Origin of the sequence: Cognatishimia maritima (assembly GCF_900129685.1) — a bacterium.
Lineage (GTDB): Bacteria > Pseudomonadota > Alphaproteobacteria > Rhodobacterales > Rhodobacteraceae > Cognatishimia > Cognatishimia maritima.
This window is the reverse complement of sequence record NZ_FQWM01000008.1, coordinates 138,194-152,053: the sequence shown is the minus strand read 5'-3', so window position 1 is coordinate 152,053 and position 13,860 is coordinate 138,194. Positions and strand designations below refer to the sequence as shown.

Below are 13,860 nucleotides of genomic sequence, written 5' to 3'. Positions count from 1 at the left end.
GAAGGAATGGGATATTGCCACTGTGAAAGCTGCCGCTCCTGGTCGGCGTCTCCTGTGAACGGCTTTACGCTCTGGGATCCTCAAAACCTAGAGATCACGGAAGGCGAAGGCCATGTTGGCGAGTACCACAAGACTGAAAACAGCCATCGTAAATTCTGCACGAAATGTGGCGGGCACCTCATGACTGATCATCCGGGAATGGGTTTGGTGGACGTCTTTTCGGCAATGCTCCCAGAACTTGAATTCAAGCCCGGATTGCATGTCCACTATGGCGAAAAAGCCCTGTCCGTTCCCGATGGTCTGCCGAAATTTGCCGACCTGCCAAAGGAGCTTGGTGGCTCGGGTGCGCAGCTTGCAGAATGAAACCAATCTGTCTTCAGGGCCGAAGGTTACTGGCAGCGCTTAAACCGAACTGCTTACCGCCAAGATCGACCGCTCGTTGTGCTTGCAGCGGGCGGCTGTTTTCCGCGTTCCCCTTCAGAGCAGCGTGAAGTGATGCACATATTGCCGACATCGGAGCGCATGCAACGAATGCTCACTTCGTCCCGCGTTATGTATGTTCAAGCGCGATGCAGCGAACAGAACTTTTTCCTGAACCAGCCATTCATACTCAACGCGGCGAATGCGACCGGAGAGCCCAACCTGTGAATTTGATTTTCGCGCTGCGCGCGCTCGCAGAAACAGAAATGCCGCGTGAGCAAGAAATTCGGTGCCGCTTAACAGCGGATGGAACGGACATCCATACAAACCGCAGCGAGACTTTCCTTGGTTTTGGTCGGTTCATGATCCTTGAAACCGTTCCGATGAACGCCGCAGCTCAGGACTATGGCGAATTGTTCCGCTGAGCAGTAGCGGTCCGGCGTCAGTCACGAAAATGCCGATTAGGAAAACACTGGTCTCAGGCTTCCTGATTTGTACCGTTCTGCCATGTCCGAGAGCGGTATGGCCGAAATATTTGATGCCATCCCCCCGCAGCCGAAGCGTTCGAACCGATCGAGACAAACCTTCGACATGGCCTCAACGCCCGGCGCAAGATATTTTCGGGGATCGAACTGCCCTCTATCCTTTGCGAGGATTTTTCGGATCGCGCCGGTCAAGGCCATACGCAGGTCGGTGTCGATGTTCACCTTGCGCACCCCATACTTGATGCCCAGTTCTATCTCTTCCAAGGGCACGCCCCAGGTTGGGGCGATTTCACCGCCATGTTCGTTGATGATGTCCTGCAGTTCTTGCGGAATAGAGGAGGAGCCGTGCATTACAAGGTGCGTGTCCGGCAGTTTGGCGTGGATCGTCTTGAGCGCGTCCATGGCGAGGATATCGCCATCCGGTTTGCGAGTGAACTTGTAGGCTCCGTGGCTGGTTCCGATGGCGACGGCGAGGGCGTCGACCTCGGTGCGCCGAACAAATTCCGCAGCTTCATCTGCATCCGTCACGAGCTCGTCCCGACTCAATTCCCCATCAAATCCATGACTGTCTTCCGCCTCACCCTTGCCGGTTTCCAGGGAGCCGAGATGCCCGATCTCGCCCTCTACCGAAGCACCGACAAGGTGGGCCATTTCGCTGACCTTTGCTGTAACATTCGCGTTGTATTCGAAGTCCGAAGGCGTGGTGCCATCCTGAGTCAAAGACCCGTCCATCATGACCGAGGAAAAGCCGTTCACAAGTGCCGAAAGGCAAGTTTGCGGAGAATTTCCATGGTCCTGGTGCATGCAGATCGGCAAATGCGGATACATCTCAATCGCTGCACGAATAAGGTGTGCGAGAACGATGTCGTTGGCGAATGCCCGCGCCCCACGGCTGGCCTGCATGATGACCGGGCTGTTCGCTTTGTCGGCCGCTTTCATGATGGCTAGCATCTGTTCCATATTATTGACGTTAAACGCCGGGAGGCCGTAGTCATGCTCGGCGGCGTGATCAAGAAGTTGGCGAAGGGAAATCAGTGGCATTTCAAGCGCTCCATTGTGGCGCAACGCACCAGAAAAATTGAAGAAAGCGGCTCAGGGGACTGTGTTTAGCTCTCGCGGTGATATCGATCAAGAACGGTAACTTCCTCTTTCGAGCCGAGGATGACGGGAACACGCTGATGATGCGAAGTGGGTTGTACATCCAGAATGCGGTTGGTTCCGGTGGAGGCAGCACCACCCGCTTGCTCGATAACGAACGCCATCGGATTTGCCTCATACATCAGACGCAATTTGCCGCCGGACGAAATGTTTCCGGCATCACTCGGATAAAGGAACACGCCTCCGCGGATCAGGATCCGATGCACTTCGGCCACCATTGAAGCGGTCCAACGCATGTTGAAAGCTTTGTTCCGGGGGCCGTCTTTACCACGAATACACTCGTCGAAATATCGCCTCACCGGCGGATGCCAGAGCGAATAGCGAGAAGCGTTGATGGCGAATTCGGCGGTGGTCTCAGGGATCAGCATATCGGGGAAGGTCAGCCGGAACTCGCCGGTACCCTGTTGATGGGTGAAACCATTCACACCATTTCCAGTTGTGACAACAAGCGAGGTCGAGGGGCCGTAGACCGAGTATCCGGCGCTGATCTGTTCGGACCCGGCGCGCAGTATGGACCGGTCGTCGGTGGCGTCGATCGCAGTGGGCAGTTGCGATATCGAGAAGATAGATCCGACAGAAAGGTTCACATCGAGATTTGAGGATCCATCAAGCGGATCGAAATAGACTAGGTAATCACCGGCTTCAGGCTTATCCTTCAGCCAGTAAATTTCGTCGACCTCTTCCAAGACCAGCGCCGCGACACGCCCGCAGTTCGAACAGTGCCGCACAAAGACTTCGTTGGCGATCACGTCGAGTTGCTTTTGCGTCTCTCCTTGAACATTGGTCGATTTGGTGGCCCCCAACTTGCCAGCGAAAGCCCCGCCACGGATCTGGTGAGAGATGATACGACAGGAGGTTGCAATGTCTTCCAATAGGAAGATCAGATCCTTGTCCAGTTTGTGCTGACTTCTCTCGGACAACAGGAATTCGCTAAAGGTGATCTGAGTGACGTTCATGGCAGGTGCCTTTTCTTAGAGTTGACCGTTACAGGGTTTTCAAAACCAAGAGTTTTATAAGATAGGAGGGAGGTCCGCTTAACTGGTCGCGGTGATTGCATCCCCATGAGGCTAATCTGATCTGAGTTTTCGCCATCTCGACAAGAAATGCACCACTTTTGAATGTCATGTTCCAAGTAGAATGCTCCATCGCGATGCCCAGACAGGAATTTTTCTGCGCTATGTTTGCCCGCCCCCGGGGCTCTGCACTTGGTATTGTAAAAACGACCTACCCCCTCGGCGAGTGGTCCACTCAACGATAGAGCATATCGTATAGGTCGGAAAAGCGCGTCAGGCGCTCAGCGTATAGCGTCTTTCTATCTGGGTCCGGTGTGTAGCTTTCCTGCGTCCTGACCATTTGTCCAACGCCGTCGTCGATAGACGTAAAAATTCCTGCACCAAATGCGGCGAGGATTGCTGCGCCAAGAAGCCCGGCTTCATCTTCCTTCAATCGGTGCACGGGACGGCCGTAGATGTCAGCTTGAATCTGCGACCACAGCTTGGATTTTGCACCACCTCCGGTTAGGCGAATTTCCGACAGGCTGCGCCCGCTTTTTTCAAACTCTGAAAGAATCAGTGCGTTTTGAAAGGCGACACCCTCCATCACTGCGCGCGCCATTTCGCCCAGACCGTGGCCTTGCGTCAGGCCATGAAAGGTTCCGGTTGCATACCCATTCCATTGCGGCGCGCCCGCTCCGGCCAGGTACGGCAAGAACAACAAGCCATCTGATCCTGGAGTTGCCTGTACAGCCATCTCATTGAACATTTCGTATTCGACTTCAGCGCCCCGAGATGCGTCCTTAGCTACATTTCGAAGCCATTTCAGCGCGGCGCCTGCTGTCGTTTGCAACCCTTCACAAATGAACTTGCCCGGATAAGCGTGAATTTCGGCAGGGATTGCACCATTGGGGTCAAAGGGGGGCTCGTCAAATGAACAGATGACCACGCCAGCCGTGCCCAACGTCACCGATCCGATGCCGGATTTAATCACACCTGCACCAATTCCAGCGCTTTGTTGATCGCCACCACCTGCAACAAGCAATGTATCTGCTGTTAAACCGGTTCGTTCGGCGATCTCAGATGCCAGCGTTCCGACAACGGTGCCCGAAGTCACAAGATCAGGCAGCTTGGCTTTTTCAACGTTGGTGGTCGCAATGAAGTCATCATCCCAATCCCCCCGGGCAACTGAAACCAGACCATGCAGGGATGCATTTGACAGATCTTCAACGTAATTGTCGGCACCCATGCGCTTAAGAAGGAATCCGTGCGGGTTCAGAAATTTATGGGTTTTGGCATAGATCTCCGGCTCTTCATCTCGAATCCACATGATTGATGGCAGGGTCCAGACGTTTGCAATGGGCAAGCCGGTCGTTGCGTAAAAGGCTTTGTCTCCGATGGATTCGCGGATCACATCACATTGTTTTTCAGACCGATTGTCCTGCCATGATATTGCTGGACGCAATGGCGAACAGTTTTCATCCACCGCGATCAGTGTGCAGCGTTGGGTCGAAAACGACAGGGCCTTGATAGCGCTCACTTCAACGCCGCTTTTCCCTACGGCCTTTGCCAAGACATCAACGCAGGCCTCAAACAGGGCCTCGGCGTCCTGCTCAACACGATTGGGTGCAGGGAAATCACAGGGGTATTCCTGATAGGCAGTGCCGTGCCAGGTGCCGGTTGTGTCAAAGATGATCGCCTTTGCCCCGGTTGTTCCGCAATCGATTGCAGCGATAAAGTCAGCCATCATATTCTCCCCAATACGGACGAAGGGGGCGCGCAAGACGCCCCCTTCTGGTGTTACATTACTTCACGCGGCCTTCTGACCAAGCGGTCAAAAGTTGTGCGTAAGGGACGGTCATGCCTTGCGGCTTTTCGTTCTCGAGCGGTGCCTTGGGCGAACCGGGCTGCGCGAACCAGTATTCGGCATCACGCTCTTCGTTCAGCTTGGGCGCACAACGATCCATTCCAGCGCGTTCAAGGCGTTGCAGGATCCGGTCCATTTGGCTGGCCAGACGGTCCATCGCCTGCTGGCTGGTCATCTCGCCGGTAACGGCGGCGGCAACATTTTCCCACCACAGCTGCGCCAGTTTCGGATAGTCAGGCACATTGGTACCGGTCGGCGTCCAGGCAACCCGGGCGGGCGAACGATAGAATTCGATCAAACCACCCAGTTTCGGCGCCCATTCGGTCATCACATCACTGTTGATATCGCTTTCACGGATCGGCGTGAAGCCGTGCAAAGTGCGTTCAAGTGAAACCGTTTTCGATGTGACAAACTGCGAATACAACCATGCCGCAGCCTTACCTGCATCAGAGGAAGAGTTCATGATAGTGAAGGCAGCAACGTCTTGATAGCCTAGTTTCATGCCTTCTTCCCAATACGCGCCCGCAGGGGAAGGAGCCATACGCCACTTTGGCAGGCCTTCTTCGTCTGCAACAGGAACGCCAGGTTGGGCCGCGCTTTCAGCAAAAACAGTGTACCAGAAAATTTGCTGAGCAATCTGGCCTTGGTTCGGCACAGTGCCTGCTTCATAGAAGTTCACAGCCATAGCTTCTGGCGGGGCATAGTCCGCCATCCAGTCAATATATTTCTGCAAAGCATAAACCGCCGCCGGACCATTGGTAGCCCCGCCACGAGAGACGCTTGCACCAACTGGTGAACAGCCCTCAACCCGAATGCCCCATTCATCAACCGGCACACCGTTCGGAATACCTACGTCGCCCGCGCCAGCCATTGACAGCCACGCATCGGTGAAACGCCACCCCAAGCTTGGGTCTTTCTTGCCATAATCCATGTGGCCATAGACCTTGACGCCGTCAATCTCACCCACGTCATTGGTGAAAAAATTGGCAATATCTTCGTAGGCTGACCAGTTCACTGGAACGCCAAGCTCGTAGCCGTATTTCTCTTTGAATTGCGCTTTTAAGTCTTCGCGTTCGAACCAATCGGCCCGGAACCAGTAGAGGTTGGCGAATTGTTGCGCGGGCAGCTGGTAGATATCGCCATCCACATCCTTGACGAAGTCGATGCCGATGAAGTCGTCCAGATCGAGCATCGGGTTGGTGTAGCCAGCCCCGGCTCCGGCCATGTAATCGGACAGGTTCAGCACGGCGGAGTTGCGGAAATGGGTGCCGATCAGGTCACTGTCGTTGATATAGGCGTCATAGATGTTTTCGCCCGACTGCATCTGGGTCTGGATACGCTCGACCACCCCGGCCTCATCCACCACTTCGTGGGTGACTTCGATGCCGGTAATCTCGGAAAAGGCCTTGGCCAGAACTTCCGCATCATATTTGTGCACGGGAATACCGTCAGACAGCACGTTGATCGACACGCCCTGCAGATCAGACGCGGCGTTCACGAACCACTCCATCTCGGTCATTCGGTCCTCTTGGCTAAGGGTCGAGTCATCAAACTCGTCCATTACCCAGCGTTTGGCGGCATCCATGTCGGCGGCAGCCGTTGTGGCCCACATCGTGGCCGCAAAGGCCCCGGTTGCAAGCAGTTTTGTCTTCAATCCCATCAGTTTTCCTCCCTTTTGGGTTTCAGTTTTGAGCGGTTTTGCTCACCCCCGCGCCATGATCAGCGCGGAGACAGTCAGCCCGAGGGCAAGTGCGCCCCACTGGTTGAAATCGGTGAAGGCAATCCACAGGATGTTGATCCACCCGGTCGCCAGTAGTGCGATGAACAGACGTTCACCTCGAGTTGTTGAAATTTGCATGACACCCTGTCGCGGCACCGTCGGCTTGATCCGCTCAAGCACGGTCATGAACGCCAGAATTGAAGCGATGACGATAAAGAAAACGGCGGTGATCGGGGTCCAGGCCATCCATTCAAGCATTGATATTCTCCTTAGACGCGGCCCATGGCAAAGCCACGTGCAATATGATTGCGGACAAACCAGATGACCAAGATGCCGGGGATGAGCGTCAGAACACCAGCGGCGGCGATCAGCCCCCATTCGATGCCTGCTCCCGAATAAACCCGAGTCATAACGGCGACGATCGGTTTAGCGTCGGATGTGGTCAGAGTGCGGGCCAGGATCAATTCGACCCATGAGAACATGAAGCAGAAGAAGGCCGTGACACCGATGCCTGAACGGATAAGGGGCACCAAAATGGTCGCAAAGAATTTCGGGAAGGAATATCCGTCGATATAGGCGGTTTCATCGATGCTTTTGGGCACGCCTTTCAGGAAGCCTTCGAGGATCCAGACCGCCAGCGGCACGTTAAAGACACAGTGCGCGATGGCGACGGCGATATGTGTGTCGATCAGGTTGAAGGCGGAATAGAACTGAAAATACGGCAGCACGAACACAGCCGGGGGCGTCATCCGGTTGGTCAACAACCAAAAGAACAGGTGCTTGTCGCCAAGGAACCGATAGCGGCTAAAGGCATAGGCTGCCGGAAGTGCCACCGCGAGTGAGATGATTGTGTTCAGCGACACGTAAATCGCTGAGTTGATATAGCTGGACCACCAGCTTTTTGTGGTGAAAATGGTGGTATAGTTGGCGAAGGTGAAATCCTGCGGCCAAAGCGTCAGTCCGGTCACAATCTCTGTGTCGGTCTTAAAGCTCATTACGGTCAGCCAATAGATCGGTGCCAGTAGGAAGATGAAAAACAGCGTCAGAACAATCTTTTTCACAAGCGGTTTGTGGGATGTTTGCTGGGACATTATTCGCCCTCCTGTACGCGGGTGATTGAGCGGTAGAAGACAAAGCTGAGTGTCACGATGATCATAAAGTAGATGATCGAAAACGATGCCGCAGGGCCGAGATCGAATTGGCCAATAGCCTTCTTCACAAGGGTTTGGCTAAGGAAACTGGTCGAGCTTCCGGGGCCGCCACCGGTGATCACAAACAGTTCGGAATAAATCATCAGGCTGTCCATCAGACGCAGCATGATGCCGATGGTGAGAACGCCGGTCAGCTTGGGCAATTCGACATAGCGGAACACTTGCAGGCGGCTTGCCCCGTCAATTTGCGCAGCGCGGTAATAGGCCGGGTCGATGGCACGCAAGCCCGAGTAGCTGAGCAGAACGATCAGCGAGGTCCAGTGCCACACATCCATGGTCACAATCGTGAACCATGCATCTAAGACATCTCGGGAATAGTTGAAGTCAAAGCCAAGCGCGGTAATCGCGGCCCCCCCCAAACCGATGTCGGCGCGGGCAAAGATTTGCCACATCACACCCACAACGTTCCATGGCATTAACAATGGCAGACCCAAAATAATCAGGCAGAAGGGCACCCATCTTCCGGTCTTGGGTAGGGTCAGCGCGATCATGATGCCAAGTGGCACTTCGATCAGCAGCACCAATGTAGAAAAGGTGATCTGGCGGCGAAGGGCGTTACGCAATTCGTTATCGCCCAAAAGCTCCTGAAACCATTCACGCCCAACAAAATAGCGGTTTCCGGGGCCGAAAATATCCTGCACCGAATAGTTGACCATTGTCATCATCGGGATGATGGCGTTAAACGCCACGATCACCAGGACAGGCAGAACGAATAGCCAAGCGCGGTTGTTAAACTCGGTCATGATGAGCCTCCAAAGGTGGTTTGTGGCAAGGGAACGACATGCTGTCCGGCAAAGATTCGAATAGCTTCGCCGCTTGGAATGAGGTGGACGGCGTCGCCGACGTCGGCGCAAACAGAATCCTCAACCCGAGCCAGCATTTGAGACCCGCCGATATCAACGGCGATGATGTGCTCGTCGCCATGGTTTTCCATACGCACGACAGTTCCGGGGATCGAAAACCCCGGCTGTTCTGCACCCAGTGTCAGGAAATCAGGACGGATCCCGAAGGACAGACCACCGCTTTGCATCGCCAACTTCTTGGCGGTCACCGCGTCCAGCTTGTAGCGGGTTTGACCGACGATCAGCATGTCCTCTGCTAGTTGGCAATCGATAAAATTCATCCCCGGTGTACCGATGAAGTAGCCAACAAATTTGTGGGCTGGATTGGCGAACAATTCTTCGGGTGATCCAACCTGCACCACTTCGCCGTCGTCCATGACAACAACTCGGTCCGCCAATGTCATGGCTTCATGTTGGTCGTGGGTTACATAGATTAGCTTGACGCCCAAATGCAGCTGCACCGCCTTCAAAGTCCTGCGCAAGGCCATCTTCTCGGCCGGATCGATCACCGTCAGTGGCTCGTCCAACAGGATCGCGGCAACGTCTTCGCGCACCAAACCCCGACCCAGAGAAATCCGTTGCTTTTGCTCGGCTGACAAGCCACGCGCCTTACGTTTGAGCAACGACGTCAAACCAAGCTCGGCGGCAATGAAATGCACCCGTTCTTTGATCTGTGCGGTGGGAATTTTGCGAGTCTTTAGTGGGAAGGCGAGGTTTTCTTCTACTGTCATCGTTTCGTAGATCACCGGGAACTGAAATACCTGTGCGATATTGCGATCGCGCGCCTCAAGGGTGGTCACATCGCGCCCGTCAAACAAAACTTGCCCCTCGCTGGCCGACAACAGGCCCGACAGGATATTGAGCATTGTGGTTTTGCCAGATCCCGACGGTCCGAGAAGCGCGTAGGCGAGGCCTTCTTCCCAGACCAAATCGACCTCTTTGAGCGCGTAATCCGCATCGGTCTTGGGGTTGGGATAGTAAGAATGGCGAAGGTTTTTGAGTTGAATTTCAGCCATTGGCTTTGCCCCCTGCTGGGCCGGCAACCAGCCCGCCTTTTGTGTCAAAGACCAACGCATGCGCCAGATCGAAATTGATTTGCACCGTGTCGCCAATTGCGTGGTCGTGAATGCCTTTTTCCTTAACCGCCAGCATGTGGTCGCCAAGGCGCGTGTAGATGAATGAGTTCGAGCCCGAGACTTCAACAAAATCCACGACTGTATCCAGACCGGGACGCGTTTGATCTGTCGAAAGCTGATGCGGATAGACGCCCAATTGATAATCCCCATCAGGCAGCGATTCTGTCTGGGCCAGCTCAGCGCCAATCTCGGTCCCCGCCGCTGTCCAGAGCCGGGCCGCGCCGGATTTGACCAAACGTGCCGGGATAATCGACATCGGCGGATCGCTGATCTGGCGAGCCACGCTGACGCTTTCGGGCAGCGTATAGACATCGGCAGCGCGCCCTTGCTGGGTTACGCGGCCTTCGGTCAGAACCAGCACATCGCCGTTCAGGATCAACGCCTCATGCGGCTCGGAACTGGCGTAAACAGCGATTGTTTCGCTTTCTGAGAAAATACGACTGAATTCGCCGCGCAGGTGTTCGCGCAGTTTGTAATCAAGGTTCACCAACGGCTCATCCAGCAGAACCAAGCGACGCTTGCGGGCAATAGTACGGGCAATTGCGACGCGCTGTTGCTGCCCGCCCGACAATTCCAGCGGAAACCGATCCAGCAGTGGCGTTATGCCAACGATTTCGGCAACTTCGCCAACACGTTTCTTAATCGTGTCGGCGGGTTCTTTGGCGTTGCGTAGTGGGGCGGCGATGTTTTCAAACACCGTCTTGCCAGGGTAGTTTACGAATTCCTGATAAACCATGCCAACGCTGCGCTTGCGCACGTTGACTCCGGTCACATCCACGCCGTCGACAATCAATGCGCCTGTGGTAGGGCGCGCCAGCCCAGCCAAAACCCGCAAAAGCGATGTTTTGCCCGCACGAGTGGCTCCGATCAGAGTGGTGAAACTGCCGGTTTCCAGGGTTAGGTCGAAAGGATAAAGCCAATCTTCACCTTCGACCTGCAGGGATATGTTTTGGGCGACGACGCTCATGATGCGGCCTCCTTGGGCGCGGTGAGTGCACGCGCCTTTTCGATGTAATCAGACAGGGCTTTGGTCTCGTCCTCGGAAAACCGCAGCCCACATTTGGTGCGCCGCCAAAGAACGTCTTCGACACTGGCAGCCCATTCATTTTCGATCAGATAGTCGACCTCACGGCGTGTCATGTTGCCGCCAAAAACCGTTCCTAGGTCTTCTAGCTTTTCCACGCCCGCCAACATTTTTTCGACCCGCGATCCATAAGTTCGGGCCAAACGGATGCGTAGGGTATCGGGAAGCCAGGGGAACACTAGTTTCAGGGTTTCGGCATAGGCAAATGGCCCCTCCGATCCGATATCGGCCCCAGGCAAAATGGACGTGCCAGTGTGCGCGGGTCCGATATCGGGGGGGAGAAATGGTTTTAGTTTTTCGATCACGTGATCGGCCAAACGCCGATAAGTGGTCAGCTTGCCGCCCAGAACAGTCAGAAACGGTGCGCCCTTGCCGTCAGCGCCCTGGTCGATTTTGAAAGAATAGTCCCGCGTCACAGTGGTTGGGTTGTCATCGCGAGATTTCCCCTCTTCAAAAAGCGGCCGCACTCCGGAATAAGTCCAGTGAATGTCATCAGCGGTGATTTGGCGCGTAAAGAACTTGTTGGCGGCAGCCAGCAAATAGTCCTGTTCCTGATCCGTGATTTCTACTCGCCGCGGATCACCCGGATGGTTTTCATCTGTCGTGCCAACCAACGTGTAGTCGTTCTCGTACGGCATGGTGACAACGATGCGTCCATCACCAATTTGTAGCATTGTGGCGTTGTCGCCATCATAAAGGCTCGGTACGATGATATGGCTGCCACGCACCAGTTTGGCAGAATAATCTGTCGTCACCCCAGGGACCGATTGAGCAATTGGAACAGCCCATGGCCCTGCGGCGTTAACAATAACATTTGCTCTGAGTTTAAGAGTGCGACCGCTATCCTGATCGAGGGCCGTAACAAGCCAGTTGTCGCCATCACGCTCGGCGTTCTTGAAAGGCGTCCGGGCCAGAATATCGGCACCTTCAGCTTCCGCACCCTGCAGGTTCGCTACCACTAGGCGAGCGTCATCAACCCAGCAATCGGAATAAATGAACGCCTTGTCATAATGTTCTCGAAACCCCATTCGGTTTGTTTTTTTCGACAAGCGAACCGTTTCCGTACCCTGCAATGTCACACGAGGGGCGAGGTGATCATAAAAGAAAAGGCCTATGCGAACGATCCACGCCGGGCGGCTTTGTTTTACCACTGGCATTACAAAGCGCAGTGGCCAAACGATGTGGCGAGCCTTTTTCATCACCCGTTCGCGTTCTGAAAGCGATTCCCGAACCAGGCGGAAATCATAGTATTCAAGGTAGCGTAGTCCGCCGTGGACCAGCTTGGATGACCGCGAAGAGGTGCCGGAGGCAAAGTCCACGCTCTCTAGAAGCGCCACTTTCAGCCCACGGCCCGCCGCATCAACGGCAATACCTGCGCCGTTGATCCCGCCTCCGATGACGATCAGGTCATAGACCTTGCTTATGTCTTCGTGCTGAGACACAGCACCCCTCCCATTCTGGATTTCAATGCACACCTCCTCCAAGGTGCGTGACCCACACTTAGGGTCGTCGCAGGCCCAGCTTTCCGGGGTTCAACGTGTTGTTGGGATCCAGCGCGTCCTTGATCCGCTGCATGACGTCCAGACCGGAGCCAAGCGCACGTCCGACATAGGGGTTTCGGGCAAGCCCGGACCCGTGGTGGTGTGAGATAGAAGCACCGGTTTCCAGCGAGGCTTCCATCGCCACTTCCCACATCTTCTTGATCCGCGCTTCGGATTCTTCGCCGTTTTCGGCCTCACCAAGAAGGATCACGTAGAGCGACACACCGGTGGAGTAGACATGGCTGAAATGACCAAGAACTTCGTCCGCATAAGGGGCAAGTCGCTCGGTCATTAAATCATAAGTGTCCATGATCCGTTCCCAATTGTTGGAAATCTCGATGGTTTCGGCCACGCCTTCGGGGCGCATCACAAATCCTTCGATGGTCGAGAAATCATAGCGCCGTGTGATCCAGCCTTCGGTGCCTTTGGGTCCAATCGGCTTGCCGCCAAGTTTGGCGCAAACGTTACGCACGGCTTCCATTTCAGCCTTGGCAACGGCATCCATGCCTTCGGTGCCCACAAACATCACCGGTGAGGCGAAATCCTTGTCCTGCATGGCGTGTCTTGCTTCGGCGACATCGTAAAACCGCAAAAGCGCCGGGCGCAGATTTGCCGCCATGATGGCTCGCATCGCGTCCTTGCCGACCTCAACCGTTGGAAAGGTGATGGTTTCGTTGAGGCGGGTTTCGGGCAACGGGAAAATCTTCAGCGCAACTTCGGTGATAACCCCCATCGCTCCTTCGCAACCGATCATCAGGTGGCGAAGATCGGGGCCTACCGCCATGCGTGGCAAATCGACGGTTTCCAAAATCGTCCCATCCGCCAGGACAGCCGTAAACGAATAGGCCAGATCCTCGATCCCACCATACCGGCTGGATAATTGACCGGTGGCTCTAGTGGCGAACCAACCGCCGACAGTAGAGCGGTAAAGCGACTGTGGTGAATGGTTCAGCGTGTAGCCCAGAGTCTGCAGGTGATCTTCGAGATCGCCACCCATCACGCCAGCTTCGGCCCGCACGATTAGGTTTTCGACATCTACTTTAATGATCTTGTCCATGCGGGACAGATCCAGCGTGACACCGCCATATTCCGTGAGTGGCTGACCAGTAACAGATGAGCCAAGCCCCCAAGGCGTTACAGGGACGCTATTGTCGTTTGCCCAGGCAAGAACGCGCGAGACTTCATCCACATTTCCCGGATAAACCACCGCATCAGGCTTGCAGGGCATTTTGCCGTTCTGACGCCATTTTGCGGCAACGGGCCACCAATCGTAACTGTGATCGGCAATTCCTTGCGCAGTGACATCGACCTGGTCGGCACTGCCCACAAGGGCCTTTAGTTCCGCCAACAGATCAAGTGCTTCGTTCTTCATGATGTTCACCCCAAGTATCCTTTTAGAATCTG

At 54.9% G+C, this 13,860-nt stretch carries 13 protein-coding genes; 2 read left to right on the top strand and 11 right to left on the bottom strand.

What is annotated here, in order from left to right:
- Together BUA39_RS15070 and BUA39_RS15065 are read left to right on the top strand one after the other, a co-directional pair.
- The coding region (locus BUA39_RS15070) for a GFA family protein (protein ID WP_072789143.1) at positions 1 to 363 on the top strand (363 nt) is incomplete at its 5' end.
- A gap of 281 nt (positions 364 to 644) precedes the next feature.
- Positions 645 to 845: a hypothetical protein gene (locus BUA39_RS15065; RefSeq protein ID WP_072794042.1), complete on the top strand. Its 201-nt coding sequence runs from the start codon at positions 645 to 647 to the stop codon at positions 843 to 845.
- Positions 846 to 881: 36 nt separating this feature from the next.
- Here BUA39_RS15065 and fba read toward each other — a convergent pair whose 3' ends face one another.
- From fba to BUA39_RS15010, 11 genes are all read right to left on the bottom strand, one after another.
- On the bottom strand, positions 882 to 1,946 hold the full coding sequence (fba, locus tag BUA39_RS15060; protein WP_072794041.1) for a class II fructose-bisphosphate aldolase: 1,065 nt from the start codon (positions 1,944 to 1,946) through the stop codon (positions 882 to 884).
- 65 nt (positions 1,947 to 2,011) lie between these two features.
- Complete coding sequence (locus tag BUA39_RS15055) at positions 2,012 to 3,019, bottom strand: class 1 fructose-bisphosphatase (protein ID WP_072794040.1); 1,008 nt, start codon at positions 3,017 to 3,019, stop codon at positions 2,012 to 2,014.
- A gap of 292 nt (positions 3,020 to 3,311) precedes the next feature.
- Positions 3,312 to 4,802 carry an FGGY-family carbohydrate kinase gene (locus BUA39_RS15050; RefSeq protein ID WP_165610536.1) on the bottom strand — a complete coding sequence of 497 codons (1,491 nt, stop codon included), beginning with the start codon at positions 4,800 to 4,802 and terminating at the stop codon, positions 3,312 to 3,314.
- Positions 4,803 to 4,860: 58 nt separating this feature from the next.
- Positions 4,861 to 6,582 carry an ABC transporter substrate-binding protein gene (locus tag BUA39_RS15045; protein ID WP_072794038.1) on the bottom strand — a complete coding sequence of 574 codons (1,722 nt, stop codon included), beginning with the start codon at positions 6,580 to 6,582 and terminating at the stop codon, positions 4,861 to 4,863.
- 42 nt (positions 6,583 to 6,624) lie between these two features.
- On the bottom strand, positions 6,625 to 6,900 hold the full coding sequence (locus BUA39_RS15040; RefSeq protein ID WP_072794037.1) for a DUF2160 domain-containing protein: 276 nt from the start codon (positions 6,898 to 6,900) through the stop codon (positions 6,625 to 6,627).
- Positions 6,901 to 6,911: 11 nt separating this feature from the next.
- Positions 6,912 to 7,733: a carbohydrate ABC transporter permease gene (locus BUA39_RS15035; protein WP_072794036.1), complete on the bottom strand. Its 822-nt coding sequence runs from the start codon at positions 7,731 to 7,733 to the stop codon at positions 6,912 to 6,914.
- Positions 7,733 to 8,596 carry a carbohydrate ABC transporter permease gene (locus BUA39_RS15030; protein WP_072794035.1) on the bottom strand — a complete coding sequence of 288 codons (864 nt, stop codon included), beginning with the start codon at positions 8,594 to 8,596 and terminating at the stop codon, positions 7,733 to 7,735. Before BUA39_RS15030 ends, BUA39_RS15035 begins: the two co-directional genes overlap by 1 nt.
- Positions 8,593 to 9,711: an ABC transporter ATP-binding protein gene (locus BUA39_RS15025; protein WP_072794034.1), complete on the bottom strand. Its 1,119-nt coding sequence runs from the start codon at positions 9,709 to 9,711 to the stop codon at positions 8,593 to 8,595. The genes BUA39_RS15030 and BUA39_RS15025 overlap by 4 nt, the downstream gene beginning before the upstream one ends.
- Positions 9,704 to 10,798, bottom strand: a complete 1,095-nt coding sequence (locus tag BUA39_RS15020; protein WP_072794033.1) for an ABC transporter ATP-binding protein — start codon at positions 10,796 to 10,798, stop codon at positions 9,704 to 9,706. The genes BUA39_RS15025 and BUA39_RS15020 overlap by 8 nt, the downstream gene beginning before the upstream one ends.
- Positions 10,795 to 12,357 (bottom strand): glycerol-3-phosphate dehydrogenase, encoded by a 1,563-nt coding sequence (gene glpD / locus BUA39_RS15015; protein WP_165610535.1) that lies wholly within the window; start codon positions 12,355 to 12,357, stop codon positions 10,795 to 10,797. Before glpD ends, BUA39_RS15020 begins: the two co-directional genes overlap by 4 nt.
- A gap of 58 nt (positions 12,358 to 12,415) precedes the next feature.
- Entirely contained in the window at positions 12,416 to 13,828 is a 1,413-nt protein-coding gene (locus BUA39_RS15010) for an FAD-binding oxidoreductase (RefSeq protein ID WP_072794054.1), read from the bottom strand.
- Between the last annotated feature and the right edge of the window lie 32 nt (positions 13,829 to 13,860).